Genomic DNA, 22,558 nt, shown 5'->3' on the forward strand with positions numbered 1-22,558 from the left:
AAAGTACCTTTTTTCGAAAAACTATGCTATACTTTTAATTCGTTATTTACGGCGGAAGGAGTAAACATGCGATGAATGAGAAACAACTAGAACAAACGCACGTGGATGAAACGATTGAACTAATCCAGATCGAACAAAATATGCTGGATACAAAACAACAAGAATTGACTCAGGAAATGAATCATTCGACAAAAGACACAGCTAATCACAAGATTCGAGCTGGTTCCAATGAAGCTTTTTATGAATCTGCTGTTGAATATCGCCAACATGAGCAGGAATTGCTTTTGAAATACCATACTCTTGAAGCACAGCAAAAACGCCTGCAAACGTTGTCTGTCATGAAAGATAGTCCTTATTTTGCCCGTATCGACTTTAAAGAAGACCGTGAAACAGAAACATTATATCTAGGTATCGCTTCTTTAAGAGATCTGGCAGAAGAAATAATCGTTATTGACTGGCGCGCACCAATTGCCAATCTTTATTATGAAGGTGAGATTGGTCCCGCATTTTATGAAACTGAAACAGATAGAATAGATGTCGATCTGCAGTTGAAACGACAATTTAAAATCCAAGAAGGACGTATTTTATCTATGGTAGATACGTCGGAAGTAATCAATGATGACTTTTTGCTAGAGATATTGGATGAATCATCAAGCAACCATATGAAAAACATCGTCTCTACGATACAAAAAGCACAAAATGCAATCATTCGGGACACAACAAGTAAAGTAATGCTGATTGAAGGAATCGCCGGAAGTGGAAAGACATCCGCTTTGCTTCAACGTATTGCTTTTCTGTTGTATCATAATCGCAAGTGGCTCGAGGCTGAAAACGTTCTTCTATTTTCACCCAACCATTTGTTTTCTGATTACATCTCGACTGTATTGCCTTCATTAGGTGAAAGCGGCGTGCCTACACAGACATTCAAAAATTATTTGGTGCAGCTGCTGCCAGAGTTTTCTTTACTAGATGAACAGCAACAAGAAAGTGGGTTTTTGCTAGGGGAAAAAGATCCGATACAAGTGATGAAAAGCGGATTGACCTTAGTCGATCAGATTGATCGCTATATCCAAGGCATCACAAACTACGGTCCCTTGTTCCGTGATATGAAAATAAATGGCCGTACGATCCTATCAAAGGAATCGATTCGCCAATGGTATAAAGAAACAAATGAACAATTACCTTTACATCATAGACTCTCTCTATTACAAACGAAGCTCCTGAAAAAATTAGGCGGTCTGCAAAAAGACGAAACACGTCAGCAATGGGTCAAAGATCTGGCGGAAGAACAGCTCCAAGAACTATACGCAACAGATCCTAATCTTGAATATACAGAACAAAAGGAGCGTTCATTACGTAAAAAACTGGCCAACCAAATCGTACGTAAAAGATTCCGTCGAATCCATCGAGGGATCATGAATTATCAATTTGTCAATATAACGAAACAATATCTCCACTTTCTACAAACTGTGCCACTTTCTCTTCTAACAGGACATAAAATCAGCGAGACCAGATGGCAGGAACATTTGACAACTGTTCGTACACACTTGCGTCAAAGAGAATTGCGTCAAGAGGATGCTGTACTATTCTTTTTACTGATGCGCCGAATATATCCAGTGACGGTTACACACAAAGCTCGCTATATCTTTATTGATGAAATGCAGGATTTCGCACCATCACAAGTGGCATTGCTGCAAGCCTTGTTCCCAAAAGCAAATTTGACTTTCTGTGGAGATCTAAATCAAAATGTCTTTGGAAATGAAACGATCGTTGGATCATTGGAAGACCTTTTCGTGGACCGTGAAGTCACTCGTTTCCAATTAACGACAAGCTATCGCTCCACAAAAGAAATCACTGATTTTGCTAATCATTTTATTGTGAAAGAACATCAAGTAGAAACAACAGCAAGAAAAGGAGACCTTCCTTTGCTCATCCAAGGAACAACAGATGATATCAAATTGAATTGGTTAGCAGATACCATTCGAATGACTCAGGGAAAAGCCCGGTATTGGCGTACAGCAATCATAGCTAAAACACAAGAAGAATGCGAAGCTCTTTATGCTCAACTGCCAGACGAGTTGAAACAACAAGTCCAGCTGATTTTAAATGAGAGTGACTTTATGAAACGTTCCATTATTTTACTTCCAGCCTTTTTAGCAAAAGGTCTGGAGTTTGACCGAGTTTTCTTGTGGGATGTAGATGCAGAACATTTTTCTTCTCAGCAAGACAAATTGATCCTTTACACCATGTGTACACGTGCGATGCATGAATTGACCCTTTTTACCTCCAATAATGAAAGTCCTTTGTTAAACAATATGGATATTTCATCTTATGAGAAAAAAGTACTGTAAGTAAAAAGACAACTGCTATCATTAATGTTAGCAGTTGTCTTTTTATTTACAATAATAATTGCAGAAAAAGTAATTCAATCATTTAAGGTCATTTATTCTATATATAAATCCAAATCTGTTTCAGGATATTTTAATTTGACAAGCGAAATAATCATTTTCAGTTCTTCCATGTTTTCTGGATATTCTGGGTCAAATACCTTGCTATGACGGCCAATCCCGCCATTGTCGATCAATCGGTAAATTCGATTCCATTCAATGAACTGGTCAATTGATTGGAAATTGCTGATTGGATAGCCGCCACAATCCAAAATCTCTGATACACGAAATGCTAGGTATGCACTATCGATCACTTTATTTTTTTTCGTGTCTATCTTCTCATTTCTTTCGATAAGAATTTTTTCAGGACGATGCTTCAAGCTCCACTCTAATAGTAGAAAGAAAGCCTCCATCCGATACTCTTCTTCAAATAACCGAAAGGCTGAATCAGAACGACGAAAAAGCAGCGGAATCAAATATTTTTGTCTATAAATCAGCATTGGTGCGCGGTCCACCATACACTCTAAATAACGGTTCAGATACCCTGTACCGACATAGTTTCCTAATCGATAGCCTTCAACGCCGAATCTTGCGTATTTTTGCGCTAATTTTGAACAATCAGTTACGTTCACAGCTAACTCTTCTACTTTGCGGTAACCGCTTAAGATACGTTCAAAAGGTTCTAAAGTGATTTTTGCTTCCATATTCTTCCCCGTCCATCTTCCACATACTTCATATCATTTCACATGATACTTATGCTCTCATCATACCACAGGTTGAATTAGAAAAGAAAATAAATCACACAAAAAAGCAAGACAATCTGTTAGTGAGATTGTCTTGCTTTTCGAAAAAGACTGAATACTTTTCGTTAAAAACTGGTTGCTTAGTCTTCTAATGCCACATTATGGAACACATGCTGTACATCTTCTAGATCTTCCAGTGCATCAATCATTTTTTCAAATGTTTCTTGATCTTCTGGAGATAGTGTTACCTCGTTTTGAGGGATCATTTGGATCTCAGCGATTGAAAAATCAGTGATTCCTTTTTCTTTTAATGCTTCTTGTATACTATGGAAATCCGCTACTTCACCGTAAACGATGATTTGTCCTTCTTCTTCCATTACATCGCGAACATCGATGTCTTTTTCCATTAGGTATTCAAGGATCTCGTCAGCGTCTTCTCCTGCAAAAGCAAAGATTGCTGTATTGTCAAACATGTAAGAAACCGCTCCGGAAACACCCATGTTCCCGCCATTTTTCCCAAATGCTGCCCGTACGTCTGCTGCTGTTCGATTCACATTGTTCGTCAATGTATCAACAATCACCATTGAGCCGCTTGGTCCAAATCCTTCATAGCGCAATTCAGAGTATGTTTCATCTCCTGCACCTTTTGCTTTTTCGATTGCTCGGTCAATAATATGTTTTGGTACATTATAAGTTTTAGCGCGATCAATGACGAAACGTAGTTTTTGGTTTGCATGCGGATCAGGATCACCTGATTTTGCTGCCGCGTAGATTTCAATCCCAAATTTTGCATAAATCCGGCTATTATTAGCATCTTTAGCAGTTTTCTTTGCTACGATATTTGCCCATTTACGTCCCATATTTTCACTTCGCTTTCTGATTTGATAGTTTCATAACGCAAAAACGTCCTGTTCCATTATACTTGTGAATCACGATTCTGTGAAGCTTTTTTTCTTTCTTCCTTCATTCTTCTCATTTTTAGTCAATTATCTATACTCGGATTGGAATTTGCCCGAAATTCTGTTCCGGAATATTGCCTCCCAATTGATAGATTTGATCACTTCTAACTAACAGTTCCGCTTCTTGTGCCTCTTTTTTTCCGATTCGGGAATAAATAGAAATCTCTTTTTTTTCTTTTAAGAATCTTCTTCCAGCATCGGTAAATCCAAGTAGTCGAAGATAATTTTTATTTTGTTGGACAGGAATCTCTTGCTTTTTGATATTCAGCAAGACATAACAAGATAATCGTTGGATCCGTGTCCATGTATATCTTTTTGTTTTTACCTTTGACACAAAATCCTCAAAACTATCAGCAGTTGCAGCTGCTATTTTCATGCGCGATTCTATTCCTTCGGTCATCTGATAGATATCTGTCAGTTCCAGCAAAGTAGAAGATAACAACCGATAACGCAAATACGGCCAATAAGATTCCCAAGTCTGCAGCGAACAAGTTGAAAGATCTTCTTCTGTCTGAGGCGGCACAAGTCCAGCTATCCTTTTTCCTTCTTCTAACGCATGGCGAATGGCTGTTGCACTGGCTATCGTCTGATCTGTGATAATTTTTTCATGATAGCCTGCACTTTTACGTCGGATCGGATGTAATTCCATAGGGTGGACATACTTGGCATTTTCCTTTGCATAACTTAATCCCAAGATATGATTTGGCGAAGAAAAATCAAACGTAATATCGGGATACAGACTGCGAAAAACCTCAGTCATTTTTTGCGGATAACTATACGTTTGATCAGACAGTTCTTGAAATGCCTCTTCTATCCTATCTTGATTCTCTTGGACAAAGCGTCCGAAACTGCTGTAATCAAACGAAGTCTCTTCTTCTGTTCCAAAACACAAACTGTCACAGTCCAGTGTTTGCAAGATTTTTACTGCACCTTTAGCAAAATAGTCAGCTGACTGAACCGCCCATTCGACGGGAAGCTCCACTACTAAATCAACACCATTTTGTAAAGCTTCATTCGCGCGATGCCATTTATCGATGATAGCCGGTTCGCCTCGTTGCAAAAAATTCCCGCTCATTACAGCAATGACGACCTCTGCTCCTGTTGTTTTTCGTGCCATTTCCACATGATAGCGATGTCCATTGTGAAAAGGATTGTACTCTACGATAATCCCGCAGCTTTTCATGCGCATCCTCCTTCATAGTTATCGATAAAAAAGAAATAGAGACAAGTAAAAAAAGGCAAAAATCGGAAAAAATACCCGAACTATATAAACTATTCTCGCAAACACAATACTTCTGCGACGAAAAGCTGCACTGCAAGAGCAATGCCTATATCGTTCGGATATATAATTTATGTTGAAGTTTTATTCTTTTCTTGTTAACTCGAGCAGGCAAAACCGCTAGTCTTTGTATGCTACAAAGAACCAGCGCTTTGATTTCTCTGATGCTGCTTCGTCTGTAAAATCAGAAAATGCTTCGACTTTCGAAAAGCCGCTGTTTTCCAGCATTCTTAGATAACTTTCCAATGGATAGGTACGCTCTTGATGTAGTTCATCTTCACGAATAAATCGACCAGACCCTTCTTGTTCTTCAACGAAAAAGGTAAGAAAATGTTCGATGCTGTGTTTCTCGCTTCCTGGATAACTATCCCACAAAAAAGCAAAATTATCCCCTTGATAATGATAGCTATATTCTGGAAAAACTTCATCTACTTGATAGGTGGAGTGTACGTCAAATAAAAATCGGCCATTTTCTTCTAACGCTTGATAGACTTCATCAAACACTTGCTGTACCTCTTGTCTATTTTTCATATAGCACAGCGAATCAGAAAAACAGGTAATTGCCTGATATTGTCCGATTTCTGATAAATCGAGCATATTGCCTTCCACAAATTGGATCGATGCGTCTTCTTCATATGCTCGCTGGCTGGCAATCATCAACATCTCTTCTGAAAGGTCTAACCCTGTCACTTTATATCCATCTTTTGCAAAGGCAACCGCTAATGCTCCAGTACCGCATGCCAGTTCCAAAATATTTTTTGTGTCTTCTTGTAAATGACGTTTCGAAAAAGCTAGCCATTGCTGATAAAGTGTTTCGTCCATCACTTCATCGTAAATGAAAGCAAATGTTTCATAAGCCATATGTTAATCCAACCATTCACTAAGATCGACTAGCGGAGCATCTGACCATAGTTTTTCCAGATTATAGAAACTTCGTTCTGGTGCATGGAAAACATGTACGATCACATCTCCAAGATCGATCAATACCCATTTTCCGCCTTCTTTTCCTTCAATACGTTTTAGTTCATATTTGTTTTCTTCTTCTTTATCAATGATTTCTTCTGTAATTGCGTTGATTTGACGTTCGCTATTTGCTGAACAGATCATGAAATAATCTGCCAACAAGGAAACATTTCGAACGTCTAAAGCGATAATGTCTTCTGCCCGTTTTGAATCTGCTGCTTCAACCGCAATTTTTAATTGTTCTTTACTATCTATGATGATTTCCTCCTAATATGAGCAGCTTATTTTTTTGCTACCCAGTAATTATATGTTTCGATTGTTTTTGGATAAATCTGTTGTTCTTGCGCAAGCAAATGGGCCAATGTATGTTTTGTTTCAAATGCTACAGCTTCGTCTAGATCAGCCCATGCAATGGCTCGTGCATCTTGTACCCCAGGAAAATCTCGACCTGGTTCAATATAGTCTGCTACATAAATGATTTTGTCAAGGAGACTCATCTTAGCAGCCCCAGTCGTATGCACCCGGATTGCATGAAGAATCTCTGCATCGGTGATTCCTAATTCCCGCTCTACAAACGAAGCGCCAACAAGACCATGCCAGATTGCATTATTATAATTCAATAACTCTGGATCAAAACCGTCTCTTACGATTACCATTTTGAACTCCTCATCTGGTCGTTCTTTTGCATAATCATGTGTCAATGCAGCAATACTAGCTTTTTCAGGAGAAGCACCGTATTTTTTGGCAAGAGCCACGGCTGTTTCTTCTACTCCAAGCACATGCTTGAAGCGTTGTTCGCTCATTCTCATCTGTATTTTTTGCATCAGGTTTTCTCTAGAATAAGCAGTATATTCATTACTATAGTCCATATTCATACAACCCTTCATTTTGAATATAATCAATTACTTTATCTGGAACAAGGTAGCGGATAGAACAGCCTTCTTTGATCTTTTGACGTATTTTCGTGGAACTGATGTCGATCTCAGGTACATCTACCCAAATTACAGGATATGGAGTATCCGTTGTGTATCCTGGTCGACGTATACCCACAAAGTTGACCATAGAAGTCAGCTCATCGATTTTATACCATTTTGGCAAATATTCTACCATATCCCCACCGATAATAAAGTAATAATCTGTATCCGGATTGTTTTGCGTCAATTCCTTCATAGTATCATAGGTGTAACTTTTCCCACCACGAGCTAATTCAATCGTTTCAATCTGCAAAAAAGGATTGTCTTCCACAGCTAATTCCAACATGTTGAGTCGATGTTTTGCATCAATCGTCTGTTTCTCATCAATATGAGGTGGCTGATAAGAAGGCATCAAAAATACGCGGTCAAGACCTAAATTCCGGCCAGCTTGTTCAGCCATCACTAAATGTGCAAGGTGAACGGGATTGAATGTTCCGCCCAAGATCCCTACTTGCTTTTTCTTCTCTAAGAATTGAGGCATGTCTTCAGGAAATAATTGTGAACGAACAAATGTCTTAGCTTGCGTATTCATCATGGTCACTCCTTATATTGCTTTTACTTCTTTTGATAGCCTTTGATACTTTTCTTTTGTGGAAGGTTTGTATAATACAATAACACGTCCAATGATTTGGACGATTTCGCAATCTATTTCTTTTTCTAATACTTGAGCTGCTTCTTCTACAATCTCATCTGTATTTTGAAGTAACGATACTTTGATCAGTTCTCTTTTTTCTAAAGCTTCTTCAATTTGAACGATCATTGCTGAATTGATCCCACCTTTTCCGATTTGAAAAATCGGCTGAAGATGATGCGCTTTGCTACGTAAAAAACGCTTTTGTTTTCCTCTTAAACTCATAATTTTCCTTCTTCCTTAAATCAATGCTTTGCGTTTCAATACATCTACACCCTTTGGCGCCCAGCCCGCAATTACTACTGGCGCTGTTACAGTGATCCAGCCTAGACCGGCAAAAACGATGTCTGTTTTTTCTTTCACAGAAAACTCAAAACGAACAAGCTCCGGAAATGCCTCGACTTCATCAGGACGAGGAGGCTGTAATAATCCACCTACATGTTTTTGATAAAATTCGTCTGCTTTTTCCAGTTTCGTTCGATGAATATTTACATCATTTGACACATAAGCAATAAATGAAGCACGATTGCCGCTGATAAAATCAAATCTTGCAAGTCCGCCCAAGAAAAGTGTTTGCCCTTCATTCAGCTGATAAACTTTAGGTTTGATTTCTTTTAACGGTGCAATGATCCGCAAATCTTTTTTACCTAAGTAGTGCGCCATTTGATGGCGATGGATAATTCCCGGTGTATCAATCAAAAAATGCCCGTCATCTAAAGGAATCTCGATTTTATCCAAAGTCGTTCCTGGAAACTGCGAAGTTGTGATTACATCTTGTACTCCCGCTGTATTTTTGATGATTTGATTGATAAGCGTCGATTTTCCGACATTTGTTACTCCGACGATATAGACATCCCGTCCATCGCGGTATTCTTCGATTTTTTCTAATAGTTCCGTCATCTCATGAGATTTCTTAGCACTAGTTAATAATACATCTACTGGACGAATTCCTGCTTCGTAAGCACGTTCCTTCATCCATTGTGTTAATTTAGTTTTTTTCAATGATTTAGGTAATATATCCACTTTGTTCCCAACTAAAAGTACTGGATTGTCACCGACAAAACGGTGTAGTCCTGGGATTAGTGAACCATTGAAGTCAAAAATATCCACCACATTGACGATCAATGCATCTTTTTGCCCTAATTCATTCAGTAAGCGCAAAAAGTCGTCATCCGTCAATGAGACATCTTGGATCTCATTATAATGGCGTAATCTGAAACAACGCTGACAATAGACTTCCCCGGAAGCTAAACCTTTTTCCAAAGCCGTTTGCGGCGTGTATCCTAATTCACCGGGTTTGTTTGTTTGTATAACGGCACCACAGCCGATACATTGTAATTCTTCTGTCATTCGATTCCACCTCGCCAGCCCATATCAGGGTGTTTTGCTAATAGATAGGTCATAATTCTTTTTTCCCAAAAACGATTAAATTGTGTCTTCCAACTATCTGTTGCGATAATGGGTTTTACAAGGATGCTACGTATCCCTGCACGATTGGCTCCACGTATATCAGTCATAATCTGATCGCCTACCATTACTATCTCATCATCTGCTAAATCCAATTGTTTCTTTGCTATGTTGATCCCTCTTGCTAAAGGTTTCATTGCTCGTGCAACATACAAAAGATCAAATTTTTCAATCGCTCGCGCGACACGTTTTGAATTATTGTTTGAAACAACAACAACAGGGATTCCTGCATTTTTCATTTCTAAAATCCAAGTAAGCAACTCTTCTGTTCCATCTGGATTATTCCATGCAATCAACGTATTGTCTAAATCGGTCAATACTGCTTTGATGCCTAGATTCTTTAATTGGGCAGGTGTAATCTGATAGATGGCTTCTACCATCCATGTTGGTTTGTAATTTGAAAACATGCTGTCTCCTCATCTGCAAAAAATGAAGGAGCACATAAAGTACTCCTCAACCCCGTATTATACTGCATATCAGCAAAAAAAACTACCTCTATACTCGTTCGTCTTTCAGAAAAAGCATTTCTTTACAAAATGACCAAAAATAAAGATTGATCACAGAAAAATTTAGAAACAAAAAACAACTAAGCGAGCAAGAACCATTCTTTACTCTTTGCTTAGTTGTTAAACACCTAATATTGGCGGAACCTCTTGTATCGTTTTTCCAGTAATTCATGCTGGTCGAATCGAACAAGTTCCGTCAATCTTTCAATCAACGCTTTTTTCATAATGTGTGCGACTTTATATCGTGGCAACTGCTCGCCGTTGAACGTTTCAGGAATAACTCGATCAACGATTCCTAACTCGCGTAGTTCTGGCGCAGTAATTTTCATCAACTCAGCTGCTTCTGCGGCGCGACTACCGTCTTTCCACAAAATCGACGCAAATCCTTCTGGAGAAAGCACAGCATAAATCGTTTCTTCCAGCATCCAGACTTCATCCGCTAAACCTAGAGCAAGGGCACCGCCACTTCCACCTTCACCAATGATGATGGCGATGATCGGTACCTTTAAATCAGACATTTCGAGCAGATTTCTGGCAATAGCCTCTCCTTCGCCGCGCTCTTCTGCTCCTACACCGCAATATGCACCTGCTGTATTGATCAAGGTAATCACCGGTCTATTGAACTTTTCCGCTTGTTTCATCAGTCGTAAAGCTTTTCGATAGCCTTCAGGATGGGGAGAACCAAAATTTCTGCGGATATTTTCCTGCAGATCCCGTCCTTTTTGAATACCGATCACTGTTACCGGTTTGCCATCTAATCGAGCGATTCCACCAACAATCGCTTCGTCATCTGCAAACAAACGATCACCATGGCATTCCTCGAAAGAATCGAAGATCTCTTCAAAAAAATCCAAGCTTGTCCATCGTTCTTTAGCTCTTGCTAACTGAACGACATCATGTGCTGTCTTATCCACGATCTATCCATCCTTTCTGTGTATGCAATTCAAGAAGCGTATGGATTTTCTGCTTCAATTCCATGCGGGGAACAATCTGATCTACAAAACCATGAGATAATAAGAATTCAGCCTTTTGGAAATCTTCTGGAAGTTCCTGCTTGATCGTCTGTTCGATGACGCGTCTTCCAGCAAAACCGATCAAGCTTTGGGGTTCTGCTAGAATGATATCGCCTTCCATTGCAAAACTGGCAGTTACTCCTCCGGTCGTCGGGTCCGTTAAAACGGTTAGATAAAAAAGACCTTCATTGCTATGCCGTTTGACAGCAGCAGAGATTTTTGCCATCTGCATTAGAGAAAAGATTCCTTCTTGCATCCGTGCGCCACCTGAAGCTGTGAACATGACGACTGGAAGACTTTCCTTTGTTGCTCGTTCGAATAATCTGGTGATCTTTTCTCCGACAATCGTTCCCATACTTCCCATGATAAAATTAGGATCCATCACTCCAATAATGAAGGGAATCCCCTGAATGGTTGCTTTACCAGTGAGGACTGCTTCATGAAGTCCTGTTTTATCTTGCATTTTTTTAATTTTTTCCGTATATTCGGGAAATGCTAGCGGATCTTTGGTTACAAGATCCGTATCCCATTCTTCAAAACTTTTTTCATCAATAATCAAAGCTAGACGCTGCCATGCACCGATTCGAAAAGCGTATCCGCAATGAGGGCATACTTTTTCTTCACCGATGTCTTTCGTATAAAGGATATGTTTACAATTTGGACACTTTGCCCACATGTTATCAGGAACAGATGGCGAGTTAGCAGGTTTGCTCTCTCTATTAGGATTGATCCGAATATATTTCTTTTTCTTAAACAGAGCCATCTATGCGCCTCCTATCTCCGTTTCTGGTGTCCAATTCGGTAAAAATTCTTCTTGTAAAAATGCTGTGCTGTAATCACCTGCTATGACTGCAGGGTGACTAATCAAATCCATCTGAAATTCTGCGTTCGTGATGATTCCTTCTGTGATAAATTCACTTAAGGCTCGCTGCATCTTCATTAATGCTTCAAAACGCGTATTTCCATGGACGATTATTTTTGCAATCATTGAATCATAATATGGCGGGATCGTATATCCCGGGTAAACTGCACTGTCTACTCGCAGTCCCATCCCACCTGCTGGAAGCAGTAAGTTTTGGATCTTCCCTGGAGAAGGAGCAAAATGGAAAGCAGGATTTTCTGCATTAATCCGGCATTCGATTGCGTGTCCTTGGAATACTACTTCTTCTTGACACACATTCAAAGGCTCACCGGCTGCTATCTCCACCTGTTTTTTTACTAAATCGATTCCTGTGACCATTTCTGTTACTGGATGTTCCACTTGGATTCGAGTATTCATTTCCATGAAATAAAAATCGCCTTCTTCATCCATCAGAAACTCGATCGTTCCGGCATTTTCATAATTGACTGCTTTAGCTGCTCGAACAGCAGCGTCTCCTAGTGCTTCTCTTTTTGTTTGTGAGATCACTACAGAAGGAGATTCTTCCAGTACTTTTTGATTGTTGCGTTGTAAAGAACAATCTCGCTCACCTAAATGAATGACATGACCAAATCGATCACCTAAGATCTGAACTTCTATATGGCGAGCAGGATAAATGATTTTTTCCAAATACATATCATCATTTCCAAATGCCGCTGCTGCTTCTTGCTGAGCTGAAGAAAAATGCTGTGGGAGCTCTTCTTTTGATTGAACTTTCCGAATGCCTTTCCCGCCACCACCTGCAGCTGCTTTCAGCATCACTGGATAACCAATTCTGTCTGCTATTTCCAATGCTTCTTCTACTGTAGATAATACACCAGTACTTCCTGGAATGACTGGGACATTTGCTTCTTGCATCAATTGACGCGCATTGATCTTATTTCCCATTGCATCGATCGTTGCACTTTTAGGACCAATAAATGTGATATTGCACTCTTCACACATGGAGGCAAATCGGCTATTTTCAGATAAAAAACCAAATCCTGGATGAATTGCTTCGGCTTTTGTCACGATTGCAGCGCTCAGTACTTCCTGAACATTCAGATATGAATCAACGGCTTTTGCCGGGCCAATGCAGATTGCTTCATCTGCTAACTGTGTATGAAGTGCTTCGGCATCTGCTTCTGAATATATCGCTACGGTTTGGATCCCTAGTTCGCGGCATGCACGAATGATACGTACAGCGATTTCACCGCGGTTAGCTATCAATACTTTAGAAAACATATTTCACCTATCCAATCATAAAGGTTAATTCCGCTTCGGCTACTTTTTTACCATCTACTTTAGCGATTCCTTTGCCTATTCCGGCTGAAGCTTTCACTTTCAATATCTCAACTTCAAGGTATAAGGTATCTCCCGGTGTAACTTTCTTACGGAATTTTGCTTTGTCCAATCCGCCGAAATAAGCCGTCTTTCCCTTGAATTGTTCAAGAGAAAGTAATGCAACTGCTCCTGCTTGAGCCATTGCTTCAACAATCAATACCCCTGGCATAACAGGTTCTTCTGGAAAATGTCCTTGAAAAAAGGGCTCATTGATCGTTACATTTTTCTTAGCAACGATCCGTTCTCCTTCAACCATTTCTTCCACTCGATCAATCAAAAGCATTGGATAACGATGTGGGATGATTTCTTTTATTTCTTGTATGTTCATTGATTTCCCTCTTTCCTGCTTTGCTTATTTTTGCTGAATCCTAAAGAGTGGCTGTCCATATTCGACAACTGACTCGTTTTCTACAAGGATTTCTGTGATCACTCCGTCGGCCTCACTAGTTATCTCATTCATCAGTTTCATCGCTTCAATAATGCAGATAACTTCTCCTTTGGCAACTTGATCACCTACTTTTTTGAAAGCTGGTTTGTCGGGCGCCGGTTGCAGATAAACGATTCCCACGATTGGCGAAACAACCTCGATTCCATCAAATACTGCCGATTCTTTTTCCTTCGTTGGTTCTGGAACAGTTGTTGCTTGTTCAGGTATGACATTGACTGGCTCCGAAACTGGCAACGTTTCGTTTGTCTGAACCATATTCATGCCTCGACTTGTTTTATTTTTATTCATATACAATTCAAATTGACCTTCACGCAAATCGAATTCCGTTAGCGAGGATTGATCAAATTGACTGACTAATTCTCTGATTTCATTGATATCCAAAATTATTCCTCCCAGCGTTTCATGCACAGAACCGCATTATGTCCGCCAAACCCTAATGAATTACTCATTGCATAAGTAAAACTTGCAGGTTTGCTTTCGTTTTTGACAACTGTCAAGTCAATCTCAGGATCTTGTTTTTCTACATTGATCGTAGGTGGGATAAATTGATGTTCTAATGCCAGCAAAGTTGCCAAGGCTTCGATCCCGCCGGCTGCTCCCAATAAATGTCCAGTCATCGATTTCGTGCTGCTGACGTAAGTATCTCTGAAATTTTCACCTAATGCGATTTGGATTGCTTTTGCTTCTGCCTGGTCATTGGCTGGTGTACTTGTTCCGTGAGCATTGATATATCCGACTTGTTCCGGCTGTACACCAGCTTCTTCCATCGCAAGCTTCATTGCTTTAGATGCACCAGAACCATCTGGAGTAGGAGCTGTCATATGGTAAGCGTCACAGTTTGCACCGTATCCAACGATTTCTCCATAGATTTTGGCACCGCGAGCTTGTGCATGTTCTAAAGATTCAAGAACTAGAACGCCTGCTCCTTCACCCATCACAAAACCATTCCGATTTTCGTCAAACGGAATCGAACCACGATTAGGATCAGTTGATTCTGAGAGTGCTGTTAAAGCTGCAAATCCAGCAATCCCCATCTCACAAATCGTTGCTTCTGTTCCTCCAGCAAGAATGACATCAGAATAGCTATGTTTGATGTTACGGAATGCTTCCCCAATTGAATTCGTTCCGCTAGCACAAGCTGTTACGATAGCTGTACAAATACCTTTTGCACCTACGCGCAAAGCAATATTTCCAGCTGCCATGTTGGCAATCGCCATTGGTACGAACATTGGAGAAACTCGTTTTGCACCTTTTTCATGTAGACGAATAACTTGGTTTTCGATTGTTGGAAGACCACCGATCCCAGATCCGATGATGACGCCAAACCGGTCTTGATTCATTTTTTCTTTATCTAAACCGCTCATCTCCATTGCTTCTAAAGCAGCGTAGATTCCATAGATCGAAAACATATCCATTCGTTTGCTATCTTTTTTAATAAAATATTTATCGTAAGGGAAATCTTTGACTTCACCCGCTAAGGTAATCCCTGTTTCTGAAGCATCAAATTTAGTGATCGGTGCGATGCCATTCGTCCCCTCTTTTAAGCTATTCAAAAAGCTGTCTGCGTCATTTCCAATAGGTGAAGTGACTCCATAGCCAGTAATTACCACTCGATTCATTTGTTTGCTCTCCTTTTCTTATCCGTGCATGACCAATCCGCCATCGACATTGATGACTTGTCCGGTGATATATGGATTTTGTGCTAAGAAAACTGCTGTTTGTGCAATATCTTCTACTTGTCCGAAACGCTGCATCGGAATTTGCTTTTCCGCTTGTTCCTTGACTTTGTCTGCTAAAACTTCCGTCATATCAGTTGTGATGAATCCTGGCGCAATGGCATTACATGTAATGCCTCTAGTTGCAGCTTCTCGTGCCACAGATTTTGTTAATCCTACTACGCCAGCTTTACTAGCTGCATAATTTGCTTGACCAATATTTCCAATCAACCCAGATACACTAGAGAGATTAATGATGGCCCCTTCTCGCTGCTTCATCATTTTTTTCAATACGTGCTGCGTCATATTGAAGGTTCCAATCAAATTGATATCAAGACATTTTTTGAAATCTTCTGCATCCATTCGCATCACAAGTTTGTCATTTGTGATTCCGGCATTGTTTACTAACACATGGATCGATCCAAGCTTTTCTTCTGCTTCTTTGATCATTTGTCCCGCTTTCTCATAATCAGAGATGTCACCGGAAACTCCTACGCATTTTACACCGAATGCTTCGATTTCTTCTATCTTTTCTTTTGGAATCTCTCCGCGACCATTCAAAATGATATTTGCTCCAGCTTTTGCAAAAGCTAAGGCCATCGCTTTGCCGATTCCTCTTGTACTACCTGTGATAAATACATTTTTTCCTTTTACATCCATAACGTTCCTCCTTATAGTATTGCTATTGTTTCATCAAATGTCTGCTTATTCTCAACACGCAGAACTGGTATTGTTTTATCGATTTTTTTCATAAATCCGCTTAATACTTTTCCGGGGCCGACTTCGATGACTTGTTCGATGCCGATTGTTTTTAACTTATGGATACTCTCATAGAAACGAACAGGTTGCATGACTTGCTGTTCAAGCAGTCCCGCGATTGTTTCTTTCTTCATTATTTCCGTTGTTGTGTTGCTTATGATAGGAAAAGAAGGTTCAGAGAATTGAATCTGACTTAGGTCCTTCGCCAGTTTTTTTGCTGCCGGTTCTAAAATAGCTGTATGAAAAGGCCCGCTGACATTTAGAGGGATCATTCTTTTGAACCCTTTTTCTTTTAATAGTAAAACAGCTTCGTCTACTGCTTTTTCTTCGCCACCAATCACGATCTGCTGAGGTGTATTATAATTTGCAGGAGATACGATGCCGTACTTGCTAGCTTCATGACAGCTTTCCTCGATCGTTTCAATCGGCGCATTCATCACTGCAACCATTTTCCCGCTTCCAGCTGGGGCAGCTTCTGTCATATAAGCGCCTCTTTTTGCTACTAACGCAACTGCTTCAGTGAAGGATAGCGCATTACTAGCTACTAATGCCGAATATTCTCCTAAACTCAGTCCTAAAGCTGCATCTGGGATGATTCCATGCTCCTTCAATAAGCGATAATACGCGATGCTGACTGTTAGAATAGCTGGCTGTGTATATTGCGTCTGATCCAAACGTTCATTTTCTGTAAAGCAAAGTTCAGCCATATCGTAGCCGAGAATCTCACTTGCTTCATCAAATGTCTGCTTTACAACGGCTTCTTCATATAAATCTTTTCCCATACCTTGATATTGTGCACCTTGGCCACTAAATAAGAATGCTGTTTTCATGTTTTTCTCCAATATATCCAGAATATATGTTTGATTCTTCCTATTCAAAAAGGCCGAGACATTCCTATTTCAGGAAATGTCCCAGCCCCCAACCTAATTTTAATGATTATGCAGTTTGTTTTTCTACGTAAGTCACTAAATCTTGAACCGTTTTGATTCCGTCTTCTGTTTCGATTTTCACGTCAAATTCATCTTCAATTTCATTGATGATTTGGAATAAATCCAAGCTGTCAGCTTCTAAGTCTTCTTGGATGTCAGTAGTCAATTTGATTTCTTCAGTTTCTTTTCCTAATTCTTCTGCGATGATTTCTTGAATTTTTTCGAATACCATAATAATATATTCCTCCGATATTGTTTGCTTTTTATTTTTATAATTTAACAGTCTACAACTCCATGAGAATACTTCCCCATGTTAAACCTCCGCCATAGCCTGTAAATATTACTTTCTGCTGTTTTCCCAAGGTGATCTTTCCACTAGAAACTGCTTCATCCAATAAGATAGGGATGCTTGCAGCAGATGTATTCCCATATTTATCCATATTGGTCAGGAACTTTTCTTGCGGCATCTTTACTTTTCGGGCAATTTTCTCAATAATTCTGAGGTTTGCCTGATGCAAAAGCAGATAATCAACTGGTTTGTCTTTCATGACTTCTTGGATATTGTTTGCAACGTCTCGTACGGCAAAATCAAAAATATCTCTGCCAGTCATTTGCAAATAATACGAACCTTCTGAATCTTCTGAATAGAACGGATTTTTATTTTGCTGGTAGCCAGCGGTCAATGAGCTACTTCTGGTACCGTCAGCTGCTAATTTTTCTTTCAGCAATTTTTTCTGTGGATTCGCTTCTAAGAGAATCCCACCTGCTCCATCGCCAAACAACACAGCAGTCGTACGATCAGACCAATCGATTAGCTTAGATAGTGTTTCACCACCAATCACCAGTCCCTTAGTTGAGCCGCAACGGATCATTTTTTCAGCCATGCTTAACGCATAAACAAATCCTGAGCACGCAGCACTGATATCAAAAGCGATAGCATGAGTTGCTCCCAATTTCCCTTGTACTTGTGCTGCTACAGATGGTGTCGTGTAATCGGGCGACATTGTTGCTACTAAAATAAAATCCAAATCTTTAGGGTTTAGATTTTTCTGTTTTATCAATTTTTCTGCCACTAAAATGCATAAATCAGAAGTCTCCTGATTTGTTACACATCTTCGTTCACGAATACCCGTCCTTGACGAAATCCATTCATCAGAGGTATCCATCATCTTGGAAAGATCATTATTAGTAATAATCTTTTCAGGAAGGACGCTGGCTGTTGCAGTAATCATTCCAAATTGTTCCATTAAATATCCTCACTTATAGTCTTGCAAGAAGTCGTGCAAGTTTTTCAGTGCATCCAGCAAGGCATGCTGTTCCTCCGTAGCCATTCCGTCTAAGATGTTCTTGACCATTTCACGATGAAAATGCTGATGGACCCGAAATAGTAACTTTCCTTTTTTCGTTAGTCCCAACTTTACAACGCGGCGGTCATCTTCACTGCGGATACGTTCGACATAGCCTTTTTTTACTAACTTGTTAATAGCAGTGGTCAAGGTCCCAACAGTAATTGATAGTTCTTTGGCTACTTCTGAAGTTGTTTTTTTCTTATACATCCCGATTGCCTCGATCGTGTGCATCTCTGTGATTGACAGATCTTTGAATTGAGATTTTTTCAGCTCAGACTCTTCGATTGTCAAAATATCATTGAAGACACTAACAAGATAATCATTTACTGTTTTTAAATCTGGTTCCATGTTCCACCGTCCACTAATTAGTTTGATTATCAAATCTTTTGATGTTCAAACTATATCTTAACTTTTTTCAAAATGCAACCTTAAAAGATCATTTTTTTACTATATGAGCTTTTTTTAAGATTTTACTCATTTAAAAAAACTGATAAATCAGCATTTATAATTTCTTTTATTAGAAAAATCATCTATCTCACATATTTTGATTATCAAAGTATTTTCTGTGAACAGAACTATAGAATTCCCTAAAACTTGTCCATTATTTCAAAATTTGTTATAGTCTTTTTATTCAAAGCGTAAAAGGAGATCCTATGTTAAAAGAAAAAATGAAAACTCTCCCCATGCTGCCGGGTGTCTATCTTATGAAAGACCGAGATGGTAAGGTCATCTATGTTGGTAAAGCAAAACGGCTCAAAAATAGAGTAAGCAGCTATTTTCATCAGAATAAACAGCATTCAAAAAAAGTATTACGTATGATTCATCATATAACAGATTTTGATTTCGTCGTAGTAGACACGGAATTAGATGCTTTATTGCTCGAGTGTCAATTGATCCAACATTACCGTCCTTTTTATAACCGACAAATGAATTATTTCAGTAATTATAATTATGTACATATTACCAATAAGGGATTTGTATTAACAGATACTCCTACGGCTCGAACATACGGGCCTTTTCGTCTCTATAAAAAAATGCCGTCTATTTTGCGTATAATGGAAGAAACTTATCAAATGCCTTGGTTGTCTGAAATTAGTTTGTTAGCTTTGCGAGTCCAGCTTCCTGACCTACAGGAAATGACTTTTGAACAGAAAAAAAAGGAACTCCAAGGGCTGTTTCAAGGCCGAAATAAAAAGCTACTGACTTACTTGAAAAAAAGACAACAACATTTCATCTATCAGTTGAATTTCGAAAAAGCCGGTATGCTTCAAAAAGATATCGAATTAGTTACTTATTTCATCAGACGGATCCAAGAACAAAAGCAGTTTTTAAGAACACCATCGCTCACCTTCAGCATGCCATTAGCAGCAGATGAGAGTCAGAAAAAGCACTACCTCGTTTGTTATGGTCAACTTGCAGAAACAATGATTGCCTCTGGTGACGTTTCTCCTGACTTCTATTATGAAAAGAAAGAAGCTCATTTATCTTTGAAACGTCAATTGTCAAAAGAAGAAATCGATCCTGTGCAAATCTTGATCAGTTACCGCAAAAAATTAGAAAAAGAACAGTTTGAAATTGAACTGTTAAACAAAAAAGAAGCTGAAAAGCAACTAAATTAGTTGCTTCTCGGCTTCTTTTAGGCATCTTCAACTTCAAATGTCAATTATCCTAAAATTTATTGGATTAAATCATAGATTTCCATCGCTACGATATCGATATTATCAAATTCGTATTGCTGATGAGTATCTGTTTCAGTTAATTCAAATGTATCGGTCGCTTTATCATAAGTTACTGTACACTTCTCTACGCCTTCTTTTTCAAAACGGCGAACTTGCAGTTCATTATCTGCTGACTCGACCATAGCCTCCAGTCGTTTTATGATTGCGACTAATTGTGAATGTGTCATCGGAGGTCCTCCTTTTCTTATTTCTGTTATATTGTATCAAAAGCATAGCCTACTTGCATTGATTTTCTCTAAAAAAACTCGTTTTTTATGATTTTTTTTCTGGTATTTTTCCTTCAGGCCACCAAAGTTTGATCAAAGCTTGGGTTCCGTCATTCTCAAAACCTTTATCTGCCAACTCTTCATATAGTTTCAATGCTTGGGTAGTTGCTGGCAATACAAGGTCCATTTTTTCTGCTTCTTCTAATGCAATCTTTAAATCTTTGATAAAATGTTTGACAAAAAAACCAGGTGTGTAATCTTCTTTTAAAATACGAGGAGAATAATTGCTTAAAGACCAGTTAGCTGCACTTCCACCTGAAAGCGTCTCAATCACTTTCTTTAAATCAAGTCCGTTTTTTTGTGCATAGACAAGCATTTCCGTCATTCCTGTCATCGTACCTGCAATCATGATCTGATTAGCCATTTTTGTATGCTGACCTTTCCCAGCAGAACCATGCAATGTAAATGTCGTACCAAATTCTTTGAATAAAGGCAGTACTTGATCATAAACGGCTTCTTCTCCACCGACCATGATCGTCAGTGTACCATTCTTTGCTCCTAAGTCACCACCGGATACCGGTGCATCTAACGCATCTGCGCCTTTTTCTTTTGCTGTTTTTGCAATTTTTTCTGCCAGGCTTGGTGTACTTGTAGTCAAGTCAACTAAAATATGTCCTGAGATATCTGCAGAAAAAATCCCCGACTGTCCATAGTAGATTTCTTCTACATCTTTGGGGTAACCTACCATTGTAAAGAGAATATTACTTTGTTCTGCTACCGCTTTTGGTGTATCTGCCCAGATAGCTCCTTCTGTTACTAAAGGATCAGCTTTTGCTTTTGTCCGATTATAGACAGCTACTTCGTGTCCTGCATCTAGTAGATGGCGTGCGACAGCACTTCCCATGACGCCTGTTCCGATAAAACCAAGTTTCATTTTTTCGACCTCCTAAAAATCAAAAATCCTTGCTTCTATGCTAGTATACGCTAGAAACAAGGATTTTTTCATAAAAAATGTTTGAATTTTATCTTTTAAATGAATTTAATTTTATTTTGATTCGTTCAATCGAGTCTTCTTCTTCTTTTCTTCGCATCTCTTCTTCATGATAAACAACCATGTCTTGATAAAATTCGATCATAGCTTCGCCGAAATGTGTAGATGAAATATCATAAAGTTTAGCTTCTAAAACTTTTGGATCTTTAGGAACTTCACTGGAAATATAATCAATAAGTGCTGGTGCAAAGTCTTCGTCGGTTTCAAAAGTTTTCCCTAATGAAGGATGATCGAACAATCGGTTCAAATAAGCATTTCCTTCCACGACACAAGGTGTTCCGGCTGCCATCGCTTCTGTATAAGTAAGCCCTTGTGTTTCTGAAGTAGAAGCACTGACAAAATAATCTGCCGCTTTATAATAAAGTGCTACATCATTGTTGTCCACTTCTCCTGTGAACTGCACAAATTCTTCTAACTGCAGTTCTGAGATCAATTCCTCTAACTCTTCTACATAAGGTCCTTTTCCTACGATAACTAATCTGGCGTTAGGATAAGCGGAGATGACCTGAGGAAACCCATTAATCAAGGCTTGGATATTTTTCTCATAAGAAATCCTGCTTAAAGAAAGAATCATCAAATGGTTTTCCTGAAGACCTAGTGACTCCCTTAATTTGCTGATATCCTGCTGAGTGATATCAGAACGTTTGAATTTTTCAATGTCGATACCAGTAGGAATCACGCGAAGCGGTGCTATTACACCATAGCTGCGTAATGTATCAATAACACGTTCACTTGGACAAACTACACCTGTCGTATGATTTGCAAATAATCTAGACAAGTATTTTACATGGGATTGCCTGATCACTTTTCCTTTACCGATATAATGAAGGTAGTCTTCATACATCGTATGGTAAGTATGGATCAGAGGTATTTTCAATTTCTTAGCTACCATCTTCCCAAGTATCCCTGCTCCGAATTCTGTATGGGTATGAATAAGATCTAGTTCTAGTTCTTTGGCAACCAAATAAGCATACCACATGCCTCTAACAACAACTCTTCGATCCTTGAAAGAAATAAATGGTACACTTGGCATTCGAATCACATCTTTTTCCAACTTATCCGCATTAGGATCGGTCGTTGTAAAAATATAGACTTCATGCCCATGTCTTTCTAATTCTTGTTTTAATGTTTTGATCGATGTAGCAACTCCGCTGACTTGCGGAAAGTAGGTATCGGTAAAAAAGCCGATTTTCATGTT

General features: G+C 39.1%; 26 protein-coding genes. 2 read left to right on the forward strand and 24 right to left on the reverse strand.

Features of this window, described 5'->3' with window-relative positions; all coding sequences use genetic code 11:
- Positions 1-71: 71 nt before the first annotated feature.
- Positions 72-2,351: an RNA polymerase recycling motor HelD gene (helD, locus tag OZ002_RS07430; protein ID WP_325083020.1), complete on the forward strand. Its 2,280-nt coding sequence runs from the start codon at positions 72-74 to the stop codon at positions 2,349-2,351.
- Between the two features lie 92 nt (positions 2,352-2,443).
- Here helD and OZ002_RS07435 read toward each other — a convergent pair whose 3' ends face one another.
- From OZ002_RS07435 to fabT, 21 genes are all read right to left on the reverse strand, one after another.
- Positions 2,444-3,091 (reverse strand): hypothetical protein, encoded by a 648-nt coding sequence (locus tag OZ002_RS07435; protein ID WP_002319388.1) that lies wholly within the window; start codon positions 3,089-3,091, stop codon positions 2,444-2,446.
- 179 nt (positions 3,092-3,270) lie between these two features.
- On the reverse strand, positions 3,271-3,990 hold the full coding sequence (locus tag OZ002_RS07440; RefSeq protein ID WP_002287641.1) for a YebC/PmpR family DNA-binding transcriptional regulator: 720 nt from the start codon (positions 3,988-3,990) through the stop codon (positions 3,271-3,273).
- Between the two features lie 130 nt (positions 3,991-4,120).
- The gene (locus OZ002_RS07445; RefSeq protein WP_156249163.1) at positions 4,121-5,272 is read right to left on the reverse strand and encodes a nucleotidyltransferase; all 1,152 of its coding nucleotides are present in this window, start codon (positions 5,270-5,272) and stop codon (positions 4,121-4,123) included.
- Between the two features lie 216 nt (positions 5,273-5,488).
- On the reverse strand, positions 5,489-6,229 hold the full coding sequence (locus OZ002_RS07450) for a class I SAM-dependent DNA methyltransferase (RefSeq protein ID WP_002287639.1): 741 nt from the start codon (positions 6,227-6,229) through the stop codon (positions 5,489-5,491).
- A gap of 3 nt (positions 6,230-6,232) precedes the next feature.
- Positions 6,233-6,592, reverse strand: coding sequence for a ribosome silencing factor (rsfS, locus tag OZ002_RS07455; RefSeq protein WP_079993968.1), 360 nt, complete (start codon positions 6,590-6,592; stop codon positions 6,233-6,235).
- 20 nt (positions 6,593-6,612) lie between these two features.
- Entirely contained in the window at positions 6,613-7,206 is a 594-nt protein-coding gene (gene yqeK, locus OZ002_RS07460; protein WP_002287635.1) for a bis(5'-nucleosyl)-tetraphosphatase (symmetrical) YqeK, read from the reverse strand.
- On the reverse strand, positions 7,190-7,840 hold the full coding sequence (locus OZ002_RS07465; protein ID WP_197081279.1) for a nicotinate-nucleotide adenylyltransferase: 651 nt from the start codon (positions 7,838-7,840) through the stop codon (positions 7,190-7,192). The genes yqeK and OZ002_RS07465 overlap by 17 nt, the downstream gene beginning before the upstream one ends.
- 9 nt (positions 7,841-7,849) lie before the next feature.
- Positions 7,850-8,161 (reverse strand): ribosome assembly RNA-binding protein YhbY, encoded by a 312-nt coding sequence (yhbY, locus tag OZ002_RS07470; protein ID WP_002295376.1) that lies wholly within the window; start codon positions 8,159-8,161, stop codon positions 7,850-7,852.
- Positions 8,162-8,176: 15 nt separating this feature from the next.
- Complete coding sequence (yqeH, locus tag OZ002_RS07475) at positions 8,177-9,286, reverse strand: ribosome biogenesis GTPase YqeH (protein ID WP_002287628.1); 1,110 nt, start codon at positions 9,284-9,286, stop codon at positions 8,177-8,179.
- Positions 9,283-9,810: a YqeG family HAD IIIA-type phosphatase gene (locus OZ002_RS07480; protein ID WP_156249164.1), complete on the reverse strand. Its 528-nt coding sequence runs from the start codon at positions 9,808-9,810 to the stop codon at positions 9,283-9,285. Before OZ002_RS07480 ends, yqeH begins: the two co-directional genes overlap by 4 nt.
- Positions 9,811-10,037: 227 nt before the next feature.
- Positions 10,038-10,823, reverse strand: a complete 786-nt coding sequence (locus tag OZ002_RS07485; RefSeq protein ID WP_002290847.1) for an acetyl-CoA carboxylase carboxyl transferase subunit alpha — start codon at positions 10,821-10,823, stop codon at positions 10,038-10,040.
- Positions 10,816-11,685 carry an acetyl-CoA carboxylase, carboxyltransferase subunit beta gene (gene accD, locus OZ002_RS07490; RefSeq protein WP_125179262.1) on the reverse strand — a complete coding sequence of 290 codons (870 nt, stop codon included), beginning with the start codon at positions 11,683-11,685 and terminating at the stop codon, positions 10,816-10,818. The genes OZ002_RS07485 and accD overlap by 8 nt, the downstream gene beginning before the upstream one ends.
- Positions 11,686-13,065 (reverse strand): acetyl-CoA carboxylase biotin carboxylase subunit, encoded by a 1,380-nt coding sequence (locus OZ002_RS07495; RefSeq protein ID WP_002287622.1) that lies wholly within the window; start codon positions 13,063-13,065, stop codon positions 11,686-11,688.
- A 7-nt stretch (positions 13,066-13,072) separates the two neighbouring features.
- Complete coding sequence (gene fabZ, locus OZ002_RS07500) at positions 13,073-13,492, reverse strand: 3-hydroxyacyl-ACP dehydratase FabZ (protein WP_002287621.1); 420 nt, start codon at positions 13,490-13,492, stop codon at positions 13,073-13,075.
- Positions 13,493-13,516: 24 nt separating this feature from the next.
- Positions 13,517-13,993, reverse strand: coding sequence for an acetyl-CoA carboxylase biotin carboxyl carrier protein (accB, locus tag OZ002_RS07505; protein ID WP_002332042.1), 477 nt, complete (start codon positions 13,991-13,993; stop codon positions 13,517-13,519).
- A gap of 2 nt (positions 13,994-13,995) precedes the next feature.
- Positions 13,996-15,231, reverse strand: coding sequence for a beta-ketoacyl-ACP synthase II (gene fabF, locus OZ002_RS07510; RefSeq protein WP_156249165.1), 1,236 nt, complete (start codon positions 15,229-15,231; stop codon positions 13,996-13,998).
- 18 nt (positions 15,232-15,249) lie between these two features.
- The gene (fabG, locus tag OZ002_RS07515) at positions 15,250-15,987 is read right to left on the reverse strand and encodes a 3-oxoacyl-[acyl-carrier-protein] reductase (RefSeq protein ID WP_002287617.1); all 738 of its coding nucleotides are present in this window, start codon (positions 15,985-15,987) and stop codon (positions 15,250-15,252) included.
- A gap of 11 nt (positions 15,988-15,998) precedes the next feature.
- The gene (gene fabD, locus OZ002_RS07520) at positions 15,999-16,916 is read right to left on the reverse strand and encodes an ACP S-malonyltransferase (protein WP_002287616.1); all 918 of its coding nucleotides are present in this window, start codon (positions 16,914-16,916) and stop codon (positions 15,999-16,001) included.
- Positions 16,917-17,022: 106 nt separating this feature from the next.
- Entirely contained in the window at positions 17,023-17,247 is a 225-nt protein-coding gene (locus tag OZ002_RS07525) for an acyl carrier protein (RefSeq protein WP_002287614.1), read from the reverse strand.
- A gap of 52 nt (positions 17,248-17,299) precedes the next feature.
- Positions 17,300-18,262 carry a beta-ketoacyl-ACP synthase III gene (locus tag OZ002_RS07530; protein WP_002287612.1) on the reverse strand — a complete coding sequence of 321 codons (963 nt, stop codon included), beginning with the start codon at positions 18,260-18,262 and terminating at the stop codon, positions 17,300-17,302.
- 9 nt (positions 18,263-18,271) lie between these two features.
- Complete coding sequence (gene fabT, locus OZ002_RS07535; protein WP_002287610.1) at positions 18,272-18,712, reverse strand: fatty acid biosynthesis transcriptional regulator FabT; 441 nt, start codon at positions 18,710-18,712, stop codon at positions 18,272-18,274.
- Between the two features lie 305 nt (positions 18,713-19,017).
- On the opposite strand from fabT, the gene OZ002_RS07540 reads away from it, so the two are divergent.
- A complete protein-coding gene (locus OZ002_RS07540; protein WP_002376261.1) occupies positions 19,018-19,983 on the forward strand; it encodes a GIY-YIG nuclease family protein in 966 nt (321 codons plus the stop codon).
- Between the two features lie 56 nt (positions 19,984-20,039).
- On the opposite strand, the gene OZ002_RS07545 is transcribed toward OZ002_RS07540, so the two are convergent.
- The 3 genes from OZ002_RS07545 to OZ002_RS07555 form a co-directional block, all read right to left on the reverse strand.
- A complete protein-coding gene (locus tag OZ002_RS07545; protein ID WP_002287607.1) occupies positions 20,040-20,270 on the reverse strand; it encodes a YkuJ family protein in 231 nt (76 codons plus the stop codon).
- 85 nt (positions 20,271-20,355) lie between these two features.
- Positions 20,356-21,243 carry an NAD(P)-dependent oxidoreductase gene (locus OZ002_RS07550; RefSeq protein ID WP_156249166.1) on the reverse strand — a complete coding sequence of 296 codons (888 nt, stop codon included), beginning with the start codon at positions 21,241-21,243 and terminating at the stop codon, positions 20,356-20,358.
- Between the two features lie 88 nt (positions 21,244-21,331).
- The gene (locus tag OZ002_RS07555; RefSeq protein WP_002287605.1) at positions 21,332-22,555 is read right to left on the reverse strand and encodes a glycosyltransferase family 4 protein; all 1,224 of its coding nucleotides are present in this window, start codon (positions 22,553-22,555) and stop codon (positions 21,332-21,334) included.
- Between the last annotated feature and the right edge of the window lie 3 nt (positions 22,556-22,558).

It is taken from the genome of Enterococcus sp. E4-150 (genome assembly GCF_035726465.1).
Lineage (GTDB): Bacteria > Bacillota > Bacilli > Lactobacillales > Enterococcaceae > Enterococcus_B > Enterococcus_B faecium.

Bases quoted from the DNA above. Each gene is read 5' to 3' on its own strand.
- helD (WP_325083020.1), top strand. From the start codon at position 72: ATGAATGAGAAACAACTAGAACAAACGCACGTGGATGAAACGATTGAA.
- OZ002_RS07435 (WP_002319388.1), bottom strand. From the start codon at position 3,091: ATGGAAGCAAAAATCACTTTAGAACCTTTTGAACGTATCTTAAGCGGT.
- OZ002_RS07440 (WP_002287641.1), bottom strand. From the start codon at position 3,990: ATGGGACGTAAATGGGCAAATATCGTAGCAAAGAAAACTGCTAAAGAT.
- OZ002_RS07445 (WP_156249163.1), bottom strand. From the start codon at position 5,272: ATGAAAAGCTGCGGGATTATCGTAGAGTACAATCCTTTTCACAATGGA.
- OZ002_RS07450 (WP_002287639.1), bottom strand. From the start codon at position 6,229: ATGGCTTATGAAACATTTGCTTTCATTTACGATGAAGTGATGGACGAA.
- yqeK (WP_002287635.1), bottom strand. From the start codon at position 7,206: ATGAATATGGACTATAGTAATGAATATACTGCTTATTCTAGAGAAAAC.
- OZ002_RS07465 (WP_197081279.1), bottom strand. From the start codon at position 7,840: ATGATGAATACGCAAGCTAAGACATTTGTTCGTTCACAATTATTTCCT.
- yhbY (WP_002295376.1), bottom strand. From the start codon at position 8,161: ATGAGTTTAAGAGGAAAACAAAAGCGTTTTTTACGTAGCAAAGCGCAT.
- yqeH (WP_002287628.1), bottom strand. From the start codon at position 9,286: ATGACAGAAGAATTACAATGTATCGGCTGTGGTGCCGTTATACAAACA.
- OZ002_RS07480 (WP_156249164.1), bottom strand. From the start codon at position 9,810: ATGTTTTCAAATTACAAACCAACATGGATGGTAGAAGCCATCTATCAG.
- accD (WP_125179262.1), bottom strand. From the start codon at position 11,685: ATGGCTCTGTTTAAGAAAAAGAAATATATTCGGATCAATCCTAATAGA.
- OZ002_RS07495 (WP_002287622.1), bottom strand. From the start codon at position 13,065: ATGTTTTCTAAAGTATTGATAGCTAACCGCGGTGAAATCGCTGTACGT.
- fabZ (WP_002287621.1), bottom strand. From the start codon at position 13,492: ATGAACATACAAGAAATAAAAGAAATCATCCCACATCGTTATCCAATG.
- fabF (WP_156249165.1), bottom strand. From the start codon at position 15,231: ATGAATCGAGTGGTAATTACTGGCTATGGAGTCACTTCACCTATTGGA.
- fabG (WP_002287617.1), bottom strand. From the start codon at position 15,987: ATGGATGTAAAAGGAAAAAATGTATTTATCACAGGTAGTACAAGAGGA.
- fabD (WP_002287616.1), bottom strand. From the start codon at position 16,916: ATGAAAACAGCATTCTTATTTAGTGGCCAAGGTGCACAATATCAAGGT.
- OZ002_RS07525 (WP_002287614.1), bottom strand. From the start codon at position 17,247: ATGGTATTCGAAAAAATTCAAGAAATCATCGCAGAAGAATTAGGAAAA.
- OZ002_RS07530 (WP_002287612.1), bottom strand. From the start codon at position 18,262: ATGGAACAATTTGGAATGATTACTGCAACAGCCAGCGTCCTTCCTGAA.
- fabT (WP_002287610.1), bottom strand. From the start codon at position 18,712: ATGGAACCAGATTTAAAAACAGTAAATGATTATCTTGTTAGTGTCTTC.
- OZ002_RS07540 (WP_002376261.1), top strand. From the start codon at position 19,018: ATGTTAAAAGAAAAAATGAAAACTCTCCCCATGCTGCCGGGTGTCTAT.
- OZ002_RS07545 (WP_002287607.1), bottom strand. From the start codon at position 20,270: ATGACACATTCACAATTAGTCGCAATCATAAAACGACTGGAGGCTATG.
- OZ002_RS07550 (WP_156249166.1), bottom strand. From the start codon at position 21,243: ATGAAACTTGGTTTTATCGGAACAGGCGTCATGGGAAGTGCTGTCGCA.
- OZ002_RS07555 (WP_002287605.1), bottom strand. From the start codon at position 22,555: ATGAAAATCGGCTTTTTTACCGATACCTACTTTCCGCAAGTCAGCGGA.